The following is an 18,465-nucleotide window of genomic DNA, read 5'->3' on the forward strand; positions in this document are numbered from 1 at the left end:
AATGATAAGTATTATGGGTATGCGCCTTATGTACGCGAGATGAACCTTTGGGGTAAGTATGCTGATGAATTATTGGTGTTAGGGCCAAGACAGACTAACAACGCTATAGATGCTATAGATACCTTTTATCAGCATGATGCTGTGCGTTTTTTTGGTGTGCCCAATTTTAATATTTTAACTCTTTGGCAAGTCCTTAAAGCTGTATTTGTAGTGCCTTTCATTTTTATTAGATGCTGCTATGTGATGTCTAAGGCAGATCATATTCATTTACGTTGCCCAGGGAACATTAGTTTAATAGCCTGTTTTGCGCAGTTGTTGTTTCCTTTTAAATCAAAATCTACAAAATATGCAGGTAATTGGGACCCTAATAGTAAGCAACCTTGGAGCTACCGTTTGCAGCAAGCCATTTTACGAAATACTTTTTTAACACGTCATATGAAAGTGTTGGTTTATGGTGAATGGCCCAATGAAACGCGAAATATTTATCCTTTTATTTCGGCTACATATACCGAGGCTGAAAAGATGCCTTTTGTAAAACGTGATTATACTAACACTTTAGAGTTTGTCTTTGCTGGTGCTTTAGTGGTGGGTAAGCGTCCCTTACTTACGATTCAAATTATTGAAGCATTAAACGCAAAGGGAATTGTCTCTAAACTGCATATGTTTGGAGATGGCCCTTTAATGCCTGAGTTAAAAGCCTATGTGAGTGAGCGTAGACTAGAGAGGCAGGTTGTACTGTATGGTAACCGGGATAAGGAAGAAGTCAAAAAACAATTGATACAGTCTCATTTTAATATTTTACCTTCAAAGAGTGAAGGGTGGCCTAAAGCGGTAGCTGAAGGTATGTTTTTTGGATGTATTCCTGTAGCCACTGCCGTCTCTTGTGTAAGCTGGATGCTGGGTGAAGGTGCTCGAGGTATCTTAATTGAACCAGATTTAGAGCAGGCAGTTTCGAAAATTATGAACACCTTAACTCATAGCAATTTAGATGCCATGGCTAAAGCAGCAATGGATTGGTCGCAGCAGTATACTTTTGATCGTTTGGAAGCAGATATTAAAGCTGTTTTGGAGGGAGCTTTTTAACAGGTTGTTTATTTTATATTTAGTTGTTTATAACTATTAGGTATTGTTCCTGTTTTAAAACGAGAGTGTGTGCTATAGTTTTTTTATTTTAGCAAAAAAAGGATATGCGGGTGTTACAGTTAATAGATAGTTTGGAAGCTGGAGGAGCTGAACGGATGGCTGTGAACTTTGCCAATGCGCTTTCTGAACATATTGATCGTTCCTATTTATGCACAACACGCGCTGAAGGATTACTTAAGGATACTATTGTTCCTACTGTGGGTTACTTGTTTTTAAATAAACATTCTACATACGATATAAAAGCTTACAGGAGATTTATTAAGTTTATTAAAACCGAACAGATAGATATTGTGCATGCCCATTCAACCTCCTTTTTTTTAGGCACTTTAGCAAAACTAGTTTCCCCTAAGTTGACACTGGTATGGCATGATCACTATGGTAATAGTGAAATGCTTGCGAAACGCCCATATAAAGTACTGCAATGGTGTTCAGGTTATTTTGACTGGGTATATTGCGTGAATGAAAATTTACAGACTTGGGTTAAAACCCATTTAAAATGTAAGCAGGTATTTTATCTGACAAACTTTGTAGATGTTTTAGGTGTGAAGGATGAAGAGACACGATTAAAAGGACAAGATGGTAAACGTATAGTGTGTTTAGCAAATTTAAGGCCTCAAAAAGACCACATTACCTTGTTAAGAGCTTTTAAGCAGATTAAACACATGCATCCAGATTGGAGCTTACATTTGGTAGGTAAAGATTTTGATGATGATTATGCACAAAACTTGCGTACGTTTATTGTAGCAGAAGGCTTGATTGAACAGGTGTTTTTATATGGGAGCTGTAAGGGTGTAGGTTATATTTTAAAACAGTGTACAATAGGCGTTTTGTCTTCGCGCTCTGAAGGGTTGCCTCTTGCTTTACTGGAATACGGTTTGGGAGCATTGGCTGTAGTAGCTACTAATGTGGGAGATTGTAAAAAAGTGATTGTAGATGCGCAACATGGACAGTTGGTTCAGGCAGAGGATGCTGAGGCTTTATCAAAAGCTATACAAGTATTTATCAATGACTTTGAGTATAGGACTGATTGCGCTAAAGTATTACATGCTTTTGTAAAGCAACACTATTCTAAATCAGTTGTTATAGAGCGAGTATGTGAAGATTATCAGAAAGGAGTGGTGGCTTATGAGTAGGACAAGAATGAGAACCAAAAAAAAATACCGTTTTACCAATGACCTTTATGTGTTTTTGGTAGTTGTTCACATTATTTTGGGAGTATTTATTAACCAAATACCAGGGTTTTCAAAACTTTACTTTGCACTAGTTTGTGCTTTTTTTATAATTAACATCATTATCGCCTTACCTAAAGACAAAACCATGTGGGTGCTTTTTGGTTGTGCTTATATAGCAGCAGCAGAGTCCTTGTTTCGTATGACTGGAGGTGGGCTTTTTTATGAGTTTTCTAAATATTTTGTCATTCTCTTGACATTGATGGGGATGTTTTATAATGGTATTTCAGGAGGCGCTTATCCTTATTTTATGTATTTAATTTTAATGGTGCCTGCGGTATTGGTAGCGTCCATTAACTTGGGGTATGATTTGAATTTTAGAACTAGTGTTGCTTTTGTACTCAGTGGTCCGGTGTGTTTAGGTATCTCGGCATTGTATTGTTATAAAAAGCGAATTACCAATCAACAATTGTTGCAAGTCGTTGCTTGTATGAGCTTTCCAATCATTACAATGACTACACATTTGTACCTTTATAATCCTAGCGTAAAAGAGGTTTTAACCGGAACAGGTTCCAGTTTTGCAACTTCCGGTGGTTTTGGACCTAATCAGGTGTCTACATTACTCGGTCTGGGGATGGTTGCTTTGGTAGTGCGTGTTTTTTTAAAATCCCCATCTTTGTTTTTAAAACTTTTTAATTTGGGCCTATTGTGTGCAGTTAGTTTTAGAGCCTTAGTTACCTTTAGCAGAGGAGGCGTTTTTGCTGCTATTATTGTGGTTGGCGCTTTTTTATGGTTGTTGTATTGGCAATCAGGCTATAAAAGAAAGCAGCAGATTATAGGCATGTTTGTGCTTTTGGTTTTAGGTGGTATTTTAACTTGGGGTATTAGCTCCAGTCAAACAGAAGGCTTAATAGATAATCGATATGCTAATAAAGATGCTAGAGGAAGAGAAAAAAAAGATATTTCAACAGGGCGCTTAGAGTTGTTCGTACATGAAATACAAGGGTTTCTTGAGCATCCCTTTTTAGGGGTAGGTGCTAGTGGAATGAAACAGGAGCGCTTGAAGGAAGATGGACAGGTTGTAGCTTCTCATAATGAAATTAGTAGGTTGCTTTCTGAACATGGCATTTTTGGTGTCTTTATTTTATTACTATTGATTTTTAGGCCCTTGGTGTTTCGTTCTCAGCATAAGGGAAATGTACTCTTCTATGCTTTTTTGGCTTTTTGGTTTGCTACTATTAATCACTCGGCAATGCGTATTGCAGCACCCGGATTTATATATGCCTTAGCTTTATTACATATAACACATGAAAAACGTCCTGTACATAGGCAACAACTTAAGAGGAAACCATCGTAATCCTTCATATATTACGGTATTTGGGCCTCTGCTAGAACGTGAAGGATATAGTGTTCGGTATGCGTCTTCAAAAGCTAACACTGTACTGCGGCTTTTAGAAATGCTTTACGCTGTTATTAAGCATAGAAAAAGGACTGATTGTGTGTTGATTGATACCTATAGTACGCTAAACTTTTATTATGCTTTTGCGGTAAGCCAGTTGTGTAGACTGCTTAAATTAGACTACGTGCCTATATTGCATGGTGGGAATTTACCCAAAAGACTCCATAGAACACCCAAGCTAAGCGATATGATTTTTAATCATGCTAAACAAAATGTGTCTCCATCGCATTATCTCTATGAACGTTTTAAAGTTCATGGAATGGCTAACCTGACGTTTATACCTAATGTTATTTCGATTGACAATTATCCGTTTAAAGAACGCTCTTATACCACTATAAAATTATTATGGGTACGTTCATTTTCGGTCCTTTATAACCCAGAACTAGCAGTTAGGGTCTTAAAAACACTATTGGATAAAGGTTATAAAGCATCCCTTTGTATGGTGGGACCTGATAGTGATGGTACTTTAGTCAATGTAAAAGCCTTGGCTTCTACCTTAGGGGTTGAAGTGACCTTTACTGGAAAGTTGAGTAAAGCGGCATGGACTCAACTGTCTCAAGACTATAATTGTTTTATTAACACCACTAATTTTGACAACACGCCTGTAAGTGTGATTGAGGCTATGGCTTTAGGTTTGCCTATAGTGTCTACCAATGTGGGTGGAATGCCTTATTTAATACAACATCAACAAGAAGGGTTGCTTGTAGCTCCTGAATCGGTAGAAGCTATGGTAGAGGCTATCCTTTATCTGTTTGAACACGCTACTGAACGCGAACACATGATAGCTAATGCTAGAGCAGTTGCTGAGTCTTTTGACTGGAATCGTGTGAAACAACTATGGAAAGAGGTGTTTGAATAAAAAAATAGCAGCTTAAAAATAGAAAGTATAAGCCTGCTACGGTAATTCAGGTCGTAGTAAGCTTGGCAAATTGAGGGGCTTTTTTAACTTACGTTTTACTTGCAATCGTAATTATTGTATCATATTGTTAACGTCTTCAAAAGGAAAATCCATATAATCGCAAAATTCCTTTATGGTTATCGTTTGGTGCTTTTTTTTATTGAGCACGCATTTAATATGTTTTACTAGTCCTTGACAATAACGTAGGCTCCGCCCAGTTATAATTTGCACATCTTTTGGATAGATGCAAATTCGTTTCATAATTAAAATAAAAATTTTTGTACATCATAACATTCATATTTGTTAGTTGATTTTTTTTTTCTTCATAAAAGCATTTTAAATTTAAAAAAACAAGATTTACCACGTGTGGTTTTAATGGTCTAATTATCAACAATATATTAACATGTAAATTTTTTTTAATTTAAATATTTGTCACCCTGAGCAAGCACCTGTATTGAGCGTAGCCGAAGTATCGAAGTATCAAAGCTCCTTCACTTTCCTATTGTCACCCTGAGCCTGTCGAAGGGTTTTATATTGTCACCCTGAGCCTGTCGAAGGGTAGAAACAGTTAAGCCATTTCTTTTCATTGTCACTCTGAGCAAGCCTCTACTGAGCTCCGCCTGTGCTGAGCTTGTCGAAGTATCGAAGCATCAAAGCTCCTTCACTTTCCTATTGTCACCCTGAGCCTGTCGAAGGGTTTTATATTGTCACTCTGAGCAAGCCTCTACTGAGCTCCGCTTGTGCTGAGCTTGTCGAAGCATCGAAGCATCAAAGCTCCTTCTCACTTTCAACCTTCATCTTCATCTTTAACTCCCAATAGTTCAAAACAGACTGTCACTATTCTTCGTACTTCATACTTAGTGTATACCTAATGTATACATAGAGTATGCATAGAGTATGCTGTAACTATAGATGCAGAATACCACAAAAAGAGTATAAATACGCAAAAAACGAATGCAAATACCTTTAACGCCAAGGAGGTCTAAAGGGCACAAAATATAAACACAAGTGTCTATACACGAATAAAAAACAAGAACAAATTAAAGGCTGACATACATTTGAAAAACAGTTGAATAGATGCATCAATAAAAAACTGTATTTTTTTTAATTCTTAAAACCATATAAACATGGCTAAATTAAAGAGCATAATTAAGATCGAAGGAACCCTGGACGGTCTTACCTTTTATAAGGGCAAAGAGGGGTATTTAGTAAAAACAAAGGGAGGCGTTTCTTCTAAACGAATAAAAAATGACCCTGCTTTTGTAAGAACACGCGAAAATGGTGCCGAATTTGGACACTGTACAAAAAGCGGTAAGTTATTACGTAGAGCTATTGCAGACTTTATGGTCGATGCAAAGGACAATCGTGTAACTTCAAGATTAACGCAAGTAATGAGTCGTATCAAAAATTTAGATGCAACCTCTCCTAGAGGTGAGCGTAAGGTTGGGATTGGACTCGTTACTCCTGAAGGAAAATTAGCAATCAAAGGTTTTGAATTCAATGATAGGGCATTATTGAGCAATATTTTGAAAGCTGATTATACTTTAGACACAACAACAGGTGAAGTGCAATGTGCAGATTTCGTACCTGTAAATGATTTAAACCCTCCTGAAGGGGCAACACATGTAAGTGTGGCGTCAGGGGTTTTAAATATCAATTTTAATACTGATGAGAAGGATTTACAAATAAGCCCTGTTGTAAATCTTCCTATCGACACGACTACTACAGTGTTGACACTAACCCCACCATCAATGCCTGTAGGCACTGGGGTGGATTTCTACCTCTTGAAAATTGCGTTTTTTCAAGAAGTAAATGGTGTACAATATCCTTTAAATAATGGTGCGTTTAACGCACTTCAAATAGTGGAAGTGTTGTAAATCATAGTATTGACTAAAAGAGGAGGTGAAAAACTTCCTCTTTTTTTTAGTACATATATAACAGACTTTCTATATTTACAAAGCGAATGTAACTATATGGCAAAGAATAAAGACATCCATTTTGAGATTTCCGAACGAAAGGTGTTGCTGCGTATACTGGATATTGTAATGGTGTTTTTAGGACTGTATCTTCTTGAACAGTTTTTTGATTTTAATTACCTTACACTTCATCAAGAACATGGAGTCGCTTTAGTGGTTTTAGCCTTTTATCTTACTATTTTAGGGACCGTTTTTGAAATTTATGATTTACAAAAGTCCAGTACCCTAGATGTTACGTTTAGGAATGTAGTGCTTACTGCCTCAACAGTTGTATTGATATACATGTTAACCCCTTTCTTTACACCTTTTTTACCTGATAAGCGTATTGAAATAGTATACTTCTATTCGTCAATTATTGTTATGGTGTTTTTGTGGCGTGTGGTATATGTGACGTTTATTACTAAGCCTAGGTTTTATAAAAAAGTACTGCTGGTAGGCGAGATTTCAAATATTGAAAGCATTATTAAACCTTTAAAACAAGCCGATCCTAATTACAAAATAGTTGGATTTATTAACTGTGAACAAGAGCACGAAGCACCTATTAAGTTTAGAGGGCTTAAAGAGTTTCAGCCTCACGAGTTATTGTCAGTTATTAATGAGCAGAATATTTCGGAGATTCTAGTGGCAGCTTATAACTCTGAGACTATTACTAATGAGATATATGGTAACCTTATGATGCTTTTAGAAAGCGGTTTTACCATTCGTGAATACACTCAAGTTTATGAAGAGATTACCCATAGAGTGCCAATTCAATTTGTAGGTAAGGATTTTTATAAATACTTCCCGTTTAGTAGAAGTCATCAAAATAAACTCTATCAACTTTTTCATCGTTCATTTGATCTTATTTTTTCTACTGTAGGATTGCTTTTTGGAGTAGCTATGCTGCCTATCATTCTTATAGGGAATCTTATCGCGAACAGAGGCCCTTTGTTTTATGTTCAAGAACGTGTTGGAAAAAACGGAGCTGTTTTTAACATTGTGAAGCTTAGAAGTATGATTGTTAATGCAGAATCGTCGGGAGAGGCCAAATGGGCTCAAAAAAATGACAGTAGAGTGACTCCGTTTGGACGTTTTTTAAGACGTTCGAGAATTGATGAAATTCCGCAGTTTGTTAATGTGCTTAAAGGCGAAATGAGTGTGATAGGACCTCGACCAGAGCGTCCTTATTTTGTTAACGAGCTGTCTCAGATTATTCCTTTTTATGAAATGCGTCACGTGATAAAGCCTGGACTAACAGGTTGGGCACAAATAAAGTCGAGGTATGGGAGTTCGGTTGATGATAGTTTAACGAAGTTGCAATACGACCTTTACTACATTAAACATTGTAGCTTTTTTATGGACGTTAATATCCTAGTGAAAACCTTGAGTGCTGTGTTGTATTATAGAGGACAGTAGGCAGTTTTCAGTCTTCAGTAGGCAGTAAGTAGTCTTCAGTAGGCAGTTTTCAGTTTTCAGTTGGCAGTGGGTTTAGTTTGTTGTGCTGTTTTTAAAGTAACGTAACAAGAATATATACCTTATCGCTAAGGCGATTAGTAAAGGTGTTAAGGTGATGGCGAATACTTGCACTCCTGTTAGCCAATGAAATACTAATAGACAAAGCATGGTTATTAAAAAAAAGAGGTATCTTAAAAACCATTTAGAAGGTGTTTGCTTTAGTACTTGTTGCATTACAAATACGTTAAGTGCAAATGCCCATAACAGATTATAGTTGTTTGCTGTGGCACTATGGTCGGTAGCAAACCAAAGGAGCAAAAGTACTATTCCAATGCAGCCTGTAACAGAAAAGATAATACCGTCTAGCAACTTGCTGCGTTTCTTTTTCTTATAATCTTTATAGGTGATTAGTATAATAAGTAATGCTAAAATACTAAGTATAAATAAAGGACTTAACAGAAAGCTAGAAGACCCTAGTTGTTCTTTTTTTGTATAAAGTACTTGAGATTGTTTGACTAGAGGTTGTCCGTTTTGTAGTGTAGCAGTACTAAAAAACCTATAGATGTTTTCAGGAAGAAAAAGTTGTTCGTTAGGTGTTGCTGTTTTATCTATAACAGATCCTAAGGCAATATCAATTCCTAAACTTCCCCAACTGTTTTTGTTGAGGTTGTTTTGAATGAGCGTTCTAAAGGTTTGCTCTTGGTAATCTTCAGGTGTGTTGTAAGTAATATTTTGGTCTAAAGCAGTGTTGGCTACATCTCTTATTCTAGTCGCGCAATTGTCATAAAAGAAATCGTAAAGGTAGGCTCTGTTTTCAGGTTTGTAATTGTTCTGTAAATAATTGAAAAGTACTTGTTGTTCTTCTTTAGTGATATTTAAAACCTGTTCTTTTACGGTTCTGTTGTAATACACATAGGCTCTGTAAAAGTCTTCAAAATTATGTTTGCTAATAAGGTAGTTGAGTTTTCCTTGTGCGAATTTTAAATAAAAATTAGGCGCATCAAAATCGTATTGTCCGTAGCCGTAGACAACATCTAAGCCTTGTGTTCTATCTTTGATTCTAAATCCGCTATGTCCAAAAGCATCGTTTAAAGACGCTCCTGGTCCTATTGTGAGGACACTTATTTCGGCATTAGGTGATAGTACCTGTTGTGCGCTTGCTGTGTTTATTACTAATAATAAAACAATAAGGCTAAAAAGACATCTCATAAGTAGCTATTATTTATCTAAAGATACTAAAATCGAGTTTTAGGGAAAACACGTTAGAATATAAGGCAGCGCTTTGGTCTCCTATGTCGGTAAACGCATAGTCTAGTTGAATGCCTTTGTATTTGAAGCCTACACCAAAATTAGGCTGAAAGGTTAAGTCTTCAGAATCATCAAACTGTAATTCGTTTTGGAAATTCCCAGCGCCTAAACGTAAAAACACCAAGTCGGTATACCCAAACTCAAAACCAAGCGCAGGATTGACACTAGCAAAAGAGGTAGAGATGATGTCGTTGTTTTGTTCAAAACGCACATTAAGGTCTAAAGCTGCTAAGAGTGAATAGTCATAGTGAAATATCCATTGCTTAGACATACCTATTTGTAGCTTAGGGATCGTGATTTCTGAACTCTCAGGGAGTTCCTGGTTTTGTCCTTCAACCGCACCACTTATTTGTTCAAATTTTTCTTCGTCTATAGACCACGCATTAAACGTTGTGGTAATATCTCTTGCCATAATACCAAACTTCCAGTCGTTTTCCGATTGAAATTGTACACCTAGGTCTAAACCAAATCCCCAAGAAGAGGCAAAATCACCAATAATTCTTCTGATAACTTTAGCATTAACACCATAACTTAGTCCAGGAACAGGTAGGTCTCTAGCATAGGAAAAGGTAAGGCCATAATCGGCAGTTGAAAAGAGTTTAACTCTGTCGTAATTAATGTTTCCTTGGTCGTCAATAAGCTGAGTGGTGTCTAAAATATCATCGACTCCAAAACGTATTAACGAGATACCTACTGCACTTCTGTCGTCTAAAGGCATTGCAAAAGCAGCATAGTTGTAGTTGGCAATATTAGCAAAATAACTAGAGTGCATTAATGCCAATTGGTTGTCTTCGAGAGCTATTAAACCAGCAGGATTCCAGTAACCTGAATTGACATCGCTTGTGTGCGACACTACTGCATTGCTCATCCCTAATGCAGCAGCATCCACACCAATATTCATAAATTCGTTAGAGTACTTTCGGGTGGTTTGCGCGTTACTTAACAATGAAACTAAGGTAAGCGTAAGGAGTATGTACTTTTTCAATAGCAAAAATTTTTACAAATATGCACAATATTTTTCATCTATTAAACTAGAAATTAGAGGAGATATTGTATAGGAAGTGCAAGTTGCCTCACTATTTTCAAAATAGTTTTCTATTTTTACACAAAACTAATTGACAACTTTTGAAACGACACATTCCTAACCTTGTTACGCTTCTGAATTTATTTTGTGGCGCTGTTGCTGTGATTTTTGCAGTGCATAACAATTTTGTAACTGCTGCAGTATTTGTTTTCTTAGGAATTTTCTTTGACTTTTTTGATGGGCTTTTAGCCCGAAAACTCAATGTGCAAAGTGAAATAGGACTTCAGCTAGACTCTTTGGCTGATATGGTAACTAGCGGATTGGTACCTGGAATTATCATGTTTAAACTATTGGCTTTAAGTATGAGCGGTTCTGGTTTTTATGAGCCTACAAGAGATTGGACTTCTGCAATGCATTGGTATGACTTAAACGTGTCGCCTTTTGCGTTTTTTGGGTTGTTGATTACTTTGGCTTCAGGGTATCGCTTGGCGAAATTTAATGTGGATGAAGACCAGCAAACCTATTTTAAAGGTTTACCAACACCTGCCAATGCCTTATTGATTGTTTCACTGCCATTGATTATGGAGTTTCAAAATCATTCGTTTTTAAACGCTGTGATTCTTAATCCTTGGTTTTTATTGGTGCTGACAGTTGTAAGTAGCTACTTGCTTGTATGTAACCTAAAACTCTTTGCGCTAAAATTTAAGGATTGGAGTTTTAAAAATAATAGTGTACGCTATGTCTTTATTATTTTAAGCGCTGTGTTGTTAATTGTTTTGCAGTTTGCAGCAATACCACTGATTATAGCTTTATATATTTTAGTTTCTCTATTCACTAAATAACCTCATTTACTATGCTTGAAAATATTTTTACCCTTTTAATGCTTGTGATGTTGCAAGCTGTACTTGGATTTGATAATCTTTTATACATTTCGTTAGAGTCTAAAAAAGCACCAGAACAAGATAGAAAGCGCGTAAGAAAAGTAGGGATTTTAATAGCTATAGGGTTACGTATTGTGCTGTTGTTTTTGTTGGTGTCGCTTATTGATTATTTTCAAGAACCATTTTCGTTTTTAACAGGAGACTTTAAAGATGTTGCTGAGTTTGCATTTAATGGTCATAGTTTAATTGTCTTAATAGGAGGTGGGTTTATCATCTATACTGCTATTAAAGAAATATGGCATATGATTTCTAAGCACGATTTAACACAAGATGTTGATGCTGCTAATTCCAATCGTAGTAAATCTGCCAATGCTGCCATAGTGAGTATTGTGTTAATGAACTTAGTGTTTTCTTTTGATTCTATTTTAGCTGCTATTGGTTTAACCAGTGATATTGAAAATCCTACTACAGCCTTTATTATCATGGCTATTGCTATTGTGATAAGTGGATTGCTAATGCTTATTTTAGCGGATAAGATTTCGGCGTTTTTGGCAAAAAACAGAATGTACGAAGTACTTGGATTGTTCATACTATTTATAGTTGGTATCATGCTAGTTACCGAAGGCGGTCATTTGGCACACATTAAATTGTTTGGAAACGAAATAGTACCAATGAGTAAAACAACTTTCTATTTTGTATTGGCTGTTTTGGTTATTGTAGATGTGGTTCAAGGTCGTTATCAAAAGAAGTTATTAGCTGAAAGCCAGCATGCTAAAATGAAACAAGGTGAAGGGTCGCATTAACATTAAGTACTTTGTTAAGCTGTTTTTAATTGTAGTTTTAACAGTGGTTGTTATACAAGTCCTTCACTTATTAACATCTAATAGTAGTGCTCTAGCAGGAAGTTTTATAGAAACTCTCTTGGGTTATCTTGTTACACTAACGAGTTTGCCATTGCGCTTGATGGATAGGAGCTATCCGTTTTATGCTATGGGAAGTACATGGAAAGTTTTATTGCTAGTGTTTATCAACCTACTATTACAAACTACGCTTTTGTATGTGTTATTAAAGACAGTGTTTAAGAAAGGGAAATAATTAAAACTCCAATCGTTTTTTACGAAGCTCAAAGTTTTGCCCTAGATACACTTTACGTACCATTTCGTCTGCAGCTAAGTCTTCAGGGATACCAGCTTTAAGAATACTACCTTCAAACATTAAATAGGTTCTGTCAGTAATCGCTAAAGTTTCTTGTACGTTATGGTCGGTAATAAGGATACCAATATTTTTTTTGGTTAATTGGGCTACAATACGTTGTATGTCCTCAACCGCAACAGGGTCAACACCTGCAAAAGGTTCATCTAATAAAATGAAATTTGGGTCGGTTGCTAAAGCTCTTGCAATTTCGGTTCTACGACGCTCACCACCAGAGAGTAAGTCGCCTCGGTTTTTTCTAATATGTCCTAAACCAAACTCTTCAATTAAGGATTCCATTTTAAGATGTTGCTCTTTTTTGCTAAGCTTGGTGAGTTGTAACACACTTAAAATATTATCTTCAATACTCAATTTTCTAAATACTGAAGCTTCTTGTGCTAGATACCCAATTCCGTTTTGAGCCCTTTTGTACATTGGGTATTTGGTGATGTCAGTGTTTTCTAAATAAATAGTTCCACCATTAGGTTTTATCAACCCAACAATCATATAAAAGGATGTGGTTTTACCAGCTCCATTAGGTCCTAAAAGACCTACGATTTCACCTTGATTAACTTCAAGGGACACATCTTTTACCACGCGACGTCCATTATAGGACTTCATTAAATTTTCGGCTCTTAATTTCACAGGCTTAACATTTTGAACACTGTTTACTATGACGGCAAACTTACGATTTTTAATTTGATTAGTACACGTTGTACTAAACTCCAAAAGTTACCAAAACGTATTTGAAGGTTTGATTTTAACTCAATTTTAGGGTCTATTGCAAAATCAGAAGATGTAAATGTATTGGTTTCAGGATACTGTAGTTTTTCAGCATTTGAAATGTTTTCTTGATGCACCAGTTGAATCCAAAGGCGCTTAGTGTTGATTTGAATAGATGGTACCTCACTCCACAAATTATGACGCCTGCTTAATACCGTTTTAAAATTGGCTTTAGCTTCAATTAAACTTATAAAAGCATTACCTACATAATGCATCTTTCGAAGGGTAGGTTTTTTATTTTGCTTTAAGATAAGTTGATAACCTTCAGTGCAGTCGATAGTTAACTGTTTTTGAGGTTTAAAATGTAATTGAATAGTATCTACAAAGGTGTTATGGATCGCATCATCATTATCTAAACGTGTTGTGATAAGGTGTGTGTCCGTTTCAAGTAACGACTGATTTATAGTGTTAGAAATAGTTTCAGAAAATTGTTCTTGACCATCAATGTAGAGCAGCTGAATATTACTATATGTATTAGCAATAGCCTCAATCTTTTGCTTATAAACTTCAGGTGTTTTTGTATCAAAACACAGTAACCAAACAAAGTTTTGATTGGTTTGCTGTTGTACAGAAGGTAAGCAATAGGTTTCAAAAAGCTGAAATCGATTAGCTAACCAAGTTTCAGAAAGCACATCATCACCATGTTTTGTTACAGACCATTCTTTAAGCCTTAAATTAAAACGTGTGATGATAAAGTGCTTAAACATTGGTCGCTAATTAGTTTTGTGCTTCTAAAGCATCCCAAAATTCATATGCTCTTCGCAAATGAGGAATAACAATAGTGCCACCAACCAGCGTAGAAATGCTTAAAGCTTCAACTACTTCAGCTTTGCTTAAACCAGCTTCGTGACAGGATTGTAAATGGTATTTGATGCAATCGTCACAACGTAATACAGTAGAGGCTACCAAGCCCAAAAGCTCTTTGGTTTTTACATCCAAAGCACCTTCAGAAAAGGCATTGGTATCTAGGTTAAAAATACGTTTTATGATTTTGTTGTTGTCAGCAAGTATGGCATCGTTCATTCTAGAACGATAGTCATTAAATTCTTTAATTATATCAGACATGTTTTGCTTTTTTATTTTGTTTTCTTACCACAAATTTTGAAATGTATATACTTACTTGGTACAGTATTAATATAGGAATAGCCACAATTACCTGACTTGTAATATCAGGAGGTGTTATGATTGCCGAAAGGATTAATACAATAACTAAGGCAAACTTGCGGTATTTTTTAAGGAACTCAGGTGTAACCAACCCTATTTTTGTTAGGAAATAAATAAGAATAGGTAATTCAAAAATAAAACCAGACGCCAAAGATGATGAGCGTACCAAAGAGATATAAGAACTAATATCTATCTCGTTTGAAATTTGCTGACTTACTGTATAGGTTCCTAAAAAGTTAATAGATAAAGGTGTTACAATATAATATCCAAAAAGGACACCAATAAAGAATAGTAAGGAGGCAATAATTATAAACCCTCTAGAATGTTTGCGTTCGTTTTCATGAAGTCCAGGACTTATAAATTTCCAGAATTGATAGATTACAAACGGAAATGCAATAACCAAACCAGCATAAATAGATGTCCAAATGTGAGCAGAGAATTGTCCGCCCATGGTTCTGTTTTGAATAATAAACGGAAACTCATCAGCACAAAACGTGGTGTCAACACCTACAAAGGTTGAAATGTCACAAAGTATTCTATAGGTAGGAAAGCTCATTTGTTTAGGACCAAAAATGATGGTTTCAAAAATGAATCCTTTAAAAATAAAAGCCACCACACCAGCAATTAATATTGCTACTATAGCTCTAATTATATGCCATCTTAAATCTTCAAGATGATCAAGAAATGACATTTCATTGATGTTCTTTTTTGCCATTAGATAATTCCTTCTTTGATGAGGTCGTGTAGATGTACAACTCCAGCATATTTACCTTTATGTTCTACTAAAAGTTGAGAAATACCGTATTCTTCCATAACTTCCATAGCATCAACAGCCATTGCGTTTTCATCAATACGTTTTGGATTGCTGCTCATAATATCTTTTGCGGTTAATCCAGAAAACGAATCGGTTTTGGTAAGCATACGTCTTAAGTCACCATCAGTAATAATACCTACAATTTTGTGGTCTTCTACCACAGCAGTTACACCAAGCATTTTTTCAGAAATTTCAACAATAACTTCTTTTACATTAGTATTGAGTGTTACCTGAGGTTTTTGGTTAACCGAAGACAAATCGCTTACTCTTAAGTAGAGTCGTTTACCAAGAGCTCCTCCAGGATGGTATTTTGCAAAATCTTTACTTGAGAATCCTCGTAATTCTAATAGGCAAATCGCTAAAGCATCACCAATAACTAATTGCGCAGTGGTACTGGTTGTAGGTGCTAGGTTATTTGGACAAGCTTCCTGCTCTACATAAGCATTTAAAATATAATCGGCTTGTTGTGCTAAAAATGAGGTGTTATTACCAGTAATGGCAATCATTTTATTTTTTGCATTCTTAATAAGTGGTACCAACACCTTAATTTCTGGTGTGTTTCCACTTTTAGAAATACAAATCACCACATCGTCTTCAAGAATTAAACCTAAATCACCATGAATAGCATCGGCAGCATGCATAAAAACTGCAGGAGTTCCTGTAGAGTTTAAAGTGGCTACAATTTTATTAGCGATAATGGCACTTTTACCAATACCTGTAATAATTATACGTCCTTTGGAGTTATATATAAGTTCAACTGCATTTGCAAAGTCATCGTCAAGTAAATTACTTAAATTAGCGATAGCATTTTGCTCAATAGCGATTGTTTTTTTTGCAGTATTAAGGATAGAATCTTTAATGTTCAAAATTTATTAATTTTTGGGTTTGATGCGTCTAAAGAAATTGTTATCTTTATTGTTATGCAAATGTATATAAAATACTAATAGGGATTAATGAGTATAAAAGAAATTGACTTACATTCAGCACTCAAACAATACTTTGGTTTTTCAAAATTTAAAGGGCTTCAAGAGCCTGTAATAAAAAGTATAGTTCAAGACAACGATACTTTTGTGATTATGCCTACAGGTGGCGGAAAATCACTGTGTTATCAGTTGCCAGCACTTATTAAAGACGGAACAGCAATTATTGTTTCGCCTTTAATTGCCTTAATGAAAAACCAAGTAGATGCCATAAGAGGTGTGTCGAACGAAGAAGGAATTGCACATGTTTTAAATTCTTCTCTCAATAAAACAGAAGTTAGAAAAGTAAAAGAAGATATTGTAAATGGAGTTACAAAATTGCTTTATGTAGCGCCCGAATCTTTAACTAAAGAAGAACATGTTGAGTTTTTAAGGTCTGTACAAATATCATTTATGGCTGTTGATGAAGCCCATTGTATTAGTGAATGGGGACACGATTTTAGACCAGAATACCGAAATTTAAGACACATTATAAAACGAATTGGTGATAACATACCTATTATTGGTTTAACAGCAACAGCTACACCTAAGGTACAAGAAGACATCTTAAAGAGTTTAGATATCACCAAAGCCAATACCTTTAAAGCATCCTTTAATAGACCAAATCTTTTTTACGAAGTACGTCCTAAAACTAAAAGCGTCGATGCCGATATTATTCGATTTATAAAGCAAAACGAAGGAAAATCGGGTATTGTATATTGTTTAAGTAGAAAGCGAGTTGAAGAATTAGCACAAGTGCTTCAGGTTAATGGCATAAACGCTGTGCCTTATCATGCAGGATTAGACCCAAAAACCAGAGTTAAACATCAGGATATGTTTTTGATGGAAGATGCTGATGTGGTTGTAGCTACTATTGCTTTTGGTATGGGAATTGACAAACCTGATGTGCGTTTTGTTATTCACCATGATATGCCAAAAAGTATTGAGAGTTATTATCAAGAAACTGGTAGAGCTGGTCGTGATGGTGGTGAAGGACATTGTTTGGCATTTTATGCTTATAAGGATATTGAGAAACTCGAAAAATTCATGTCAGGTAAACCTGTTGCTGAACAAGAAATTGGACAAGCCTTATTGCAAGAAGTGGTTGCTTTTGCAGAAAGCTCGGTATCTCGACGAAAATTTATACTGCATTATTTTGGTGAAGAGTTTGACAACGAAACTGGTGAAGGAGGCGATATGGATGATAATGTGCGTAATCCTAAAAAGCAGCACGAAGCCAAAGAAGATGTTGCAGTGCTTTTAGAGACTGTTGCTAAAACTAACGAGAAGTACAAGTCTAAGGATTTGGTACATGTACTAACAGGAAAATCCAACGCATTAATTGCTTCGCATAAAACTGATGCGCAAGACTTTTTTGGTGTTGGAAGTCATCATGATAAGCGCTATTGGATGGCATTGATACGTCAAGTTTTGGTGGCTGGTTATCTTAAAAAAGATATTGAAACCTATGGTGTTTTAAGATTGTCAAATGAAGGTAAGGACTTTATAAATTCTCCTGTGTCTTTTATGATGACTGAAGACCATGTATTTGATGAAACTACCGATGATAATATTATTACAGCCTCAAAAGGAGGAGGAGCAGTAGCCGATGAACAGCTAATGGGTTTACTTAAGGATTTAAGAAAACGCAACGCAAAAAAACTTGGAGTACCGCCTTTTGTGATTTTTCAAGACCCTTCGTTAGAAGACATGGCTTTAAAATATCCTATTACCTTAGACGAATTGAGTAATGTGCATGGTGTTGGAGATGGTAAAGCTAAAAAATACGGAAAGGATTTTATAGAATTAATCTCAAACTATGTTGAAGAACACGATATCATAAGACCAGATGATATGGTGGTTAAAAGTACAGGTACAAACTCTGCTATAAAACTTTATATCATTCAAAACGTGGACAGAAAATTACCTTTAGATGATATTGCTTCAGCAAAAGGGATGGATATGCCAGATTTTATAAAGGAAATGGAAGCTATTGTGTATTCAGGGACAAAATTGAATATCAATTATTGGATTGATGAAATTTTAGATGAAGACCAGCAAGAAGAAATCCATGAGTACTTTATGGAGTCTGAAACCGATAAAATTTCTGATGCTATTGAAGAGTTTGATGGTGATTATGATGATGAAGAATTACGTCTCTATAGAATTAAGTTTATTAGCGAAGTGGCTAATTAGTTTTTAGTTACTAGTTTTTTGTCTGTAGCAATTAATTCTTTGTTTTAGAATAGATTAACATTTGCT

At 35.6% G+C, this 18,465-nt stretch carries 16 protein-coding genes; 9 read left to right on the forward strand and 7 right to left on the reverse strand.

Going from position 1 to position 18,465, the window contains the following annotated elements; all coding sequences use genetic code 11:
• The first annotated feature begins 39 nt into the window (after window positions 1–39).
• From A8975_RS08000 to A8975_RS08030, 6 genes are all read left to right on the forward strand, one after another.
• Window positions 40–1,083 carry a glycosyltransferase family 4 protein gene (locus tag A8975_RS08000; protein WP_243832962.1) on the forward strand — a complete coding sequence of 348 codons (1,044 nt, stop codon included), beginning with the start codon at window positions 40–42 and terminating at the stop codon, window positions 1,081–1,083.
• A gap of 104 nt (window positions 1,084–1,187) precedes the next feature.
• Window positions 1,188–2,276: a glycosyltransferase gene (locus tag A8975_RS08005; RefSeq protein WP_134199638.1), complete on the forward strand. Its 1,089-nt coding sequence runs from the start codon at window positions 1,188–1,190 to the stop codon at window positions 2,274–2,276.
• Between the two features lie 7 nt (window positions 2,277–2,283).
• Window positions 2,284–3,669 (forward strand): O-antigen ligase family protein, encoded by a 1,386-nt coding sequence (locus A8975_RS08010; RefSeq protein ID WP_134199640.1) that lies wholly within the window; start codon window positions 2,284–2,286, stop codon window positions 3,667–3,669.
• Window positions 3,620–4,630 (forward strand): glycosyltransferase family 4 protein, encoded by a 1,011-nt coding sequence (locus A8975_RS08015; protein WP_134199642.1) that lies wholly within the window; start codon window positions 3,620–3,622, stop codon window positions 4,628–4,630. The genes A8975_RS08010 and A8975_RS08015 overlap by 50 nt, the downstream gene beginning before the upstream one ends.
• A gap of 1,166 nt (window positions 4,631–5,796) precedes the next feature.
• A complete protein-coding gene (locus tag A8975_RS08025; RefSeq protein ID WP_134199645.1) occupies window positions 5,797–6,546 on the forward strand; it encodes a hypothetical protein in 750 nt (249 codons plus the stop codon).
• Between the two features lie 96 nt (window positions 6,547–6,642).
• Window positions 6,643–8,040 (forward strand): sugar transferase, encoded by a 1,398-nt coding sequence (locus A8975_RS08030; protein ID WP_134199647.1) that lies wholly within the window; start codon window positions 6,643–6,645, stop codon window positions 8,038–8,040.
• Between the two features lie 72 nt (window positions 8,041–8,112).
• Here A8975_RS08030 and A8975_RS08035 read toward each other — a convergent pair whose 3' ends face one another.
• Both A8975_RS08035 and A8975_RS08040 read right to left on the reverse strand, forming a co-directional pair.
• Window positions 8,113–9,288 carry a DUF4105 domain-containing protein gene (locus A8975_RS08035; RefSeq protein ID WP_134199649.1) on the reverse strand — a complete coding sequence of 392 codons (1,176 nt, stop codon included), beginning with the start codon at window positions 9,286–9,288 and terminating at the stop codon, window positions 8,113–8,115.
• A 13-nt stretch (window positions 9,289–9,301) separates the two neighbouring features.
• Window positions 9,302–10,372, reverse strand: coding sequence for a PorV/PorQ family protein (locus A8975_RS08040; RefSeq protein WP_165353710.1), 1,071 nt, complete (start codon window positions 10,370–10,372; stop codon window positions 9,302–9,304).
• A gap of 140 nt (window positions 10,373–10,512) precedes the next feature.
• Here A8975_RS08040 and A8975_RS08045 point away from each other — a divergent pair, with 140 nt between their 5' ends.
• Entirely contained in the window at window positions 10,513–11,253 is a 741-nt protein-coding gene (locus tag A8975_RS08045) for a CDP-alcohol phosphatidyltransferase family protein (protein ID WP_134199651.1), read from the forward strand.
• A gap of 11 nt (window positions 11,254–11,264) precedes the next feature.
• The gene (locus A8975_RS08050) at window positions 11,265–12,095 is read left to right on the forward strand and encodes a TerC family protein (protein ID WP_134199653.1); all 831 of its coding nucleotides are present in this window, start codon (window positions 11,265–11,267) and stop codon (window positions 12,093–12,095) included.
• A 292-nt stretch (window positions 12,096–12,387) separates the two neighbouring features.
• Here the strand turns inward: A8975_RS08050 and lptB are convergent, their stop codons facing one another.
• From lptB to A8975_RS08075, 5 genes are read right to left on the reverse strand one after another with little or no spacing between them, the layout of a single operon-like run.
• Entirely contained in the window at window positions 12,388–13,128 is a 741-nt protein-coding gene (gene lptB / locus A8975_RS08055) for an LPS export ABC transporter ATP-binding protein (RefSeq protein WP_129761238.1), read from the reverse strand.
• A gap of 26 nt (window positions 13,129–13,154) precedes the next feature.
• Window positions 13,155–13,973 (reverse strand): glycosyltransferase, encoded by an 819-nt coding sequence (locus A8975_RS08060; RefSeq protein ID WP_134199654.1) that lies wholly within the window; start codon window positions 13,971–13,973, stop codon window positions 13,155–13,157.
• Between the two features lie 10 nt (window positions 13,974–13,983).
• Entirely contained in the window at window positions 13,984–14,331 is a 348-nt protein-coding gene (locus tag A8975_RS08065) for a carboxymuconolactone decarboxylase family protein (RefSeq protein ID WP_129761240.1), read from the reverse strand.
• A complete protein-coding gene (gene tatC / locus A8975_RS08070; protein ID WP_129761241.1) occupies window positions 14,324–15,145 on the reverse strand; it encodes a twin-arginine translocase subunit TatC in 822 nt (273 codons plus the stop codon). Before tatC ends, A8975_RS08065 begins: the two co-directional genes overlap by 8 nt.
• The gene (locus tag A8975_RS08075) at window positions 15,145–16,110 is read right to left on the reverse strand and encodes an SIS domain-containing protein (protein WP_134199657.1); all 966 of its coding nucleotides are present in this window, start codon (window positions 16,108–16,110) and stop codon (window positions 15,145–15,147) included. Before A8975_RS08075 ends, tatC begins: the two co-directional genes overlap by 1 nt.
• An 87-nt stretch (window positions 16,111–16,197) precedes the next feature.
• On the opposite strand from A8975_RS08075, the gene A8975_RS08080 reads away from it, so the two are divergent.
• Window positions 16,198–18,399: an ATP-dependent DNA helicase RecQ gene (locus tag A8975_RS08080; protein ID WP_134199659.1), complete on the forward strand. Its 2,202-nt coding sequence runs from the start codon at window positions 16,198–16,200 to the stop codon at window positions 18,397–18,399.
• Window positions 18,400–18,465 lie beyond the last annotated feature (66 nt).

It is taken from the genome of Meridianimaribacter flavus (assembly GCF_004366715.1).
GTDB classification, from domain to species: Bacteria; Bacteroidota; Bacteroidia; order Flavobacteriales; family Flavobacteriaceae; genus Gaetbulibacter_B; species Gaetbulibacter_B jejuensis.

Bases quoted from the DNA above. Each gene is read 5' to 3' on its own strand.
- A8975_RS08000 (WP_243832962.1), top strand. From the start codon at position 40: ATGAACCTTTGGGGTAAGTATGCTGATGAATTATTGGTGTTAGGGCCA.
- A8975_RS08005 (WP_134199638.1), top strand. From the start codon at position 1,188: ATGCGGGTGTTACAGTTAATAGATAGTTTGGAAGCTGGAGGAGCTGAA.
- A8975_RS08010 (WP_134199640.1), top strand. From the start codon at position 2,284: ATGAGAACCAAAAAAAAATACCGTTTTACCAATGACCTTTATGTGTTT.
- A8975_RS08015 (WP_134199642.1), top strand. From the start codon at position 3,620: ATGAAAAACGTCCTGTACATAGGCAACAACTTAAGAGGAAACCATCGT.
- A8975_RS08025 (WP_134199645.1), top strand. From the start codon at position 5,797: ATGGCTAAATTAAAGAGCATAATTAAGATCGAAGGAACCCTGGACGGT.
- A8975_RS08030 (WP_134199647.1), top strand. From the start codon at position 6,643: ATGGCAAAGAATAAAGACATCCATTTTGAGATTTCCGAACGAAAGGTG.
- A8975_RS08035 (WP_134199649.1), bottom strand. From the start codon at position 9,288: ATGAGATGTCTTTTTAGCCTTATTGTTTTATTATTAGTAATAAACACA.
- A8975_RS08050 (WP_134199653.1), top strand. From the start codon at position 11,265: ATGCTTGAAAATATTTTTACCCTTTTAATGCTTGTGATGTTGCAAGCT.
- A8975_RS08060 (WP_134199654.1), bottom strand. From the start codon at position 13,973: ATGTTTAAGCACTTTATCATCACACGTTTTAATTTAAGGCTTAAAGAA.
- A8975_RS08065 (WP_129761240.1), bottom strand. From the start codon at position 14,331: ATGTCTGATATAATTAAAGAATTTAATGACTATCGTTCTAGAATGAAC.
- tatC (WP_129761241.1), bottom strand. From the start codon at position 15,145: ATGGCAAAAAAGAACATCAATGAAATGTCATTTCTTGATCATCTTGAA.
- A8975_RS08080 (WP_134199659.1), top strand. From the start codon at position 16,198: ATGAGTATAAAAGAAATTGACTTACATTCAGCACTCAAACAATACTTT.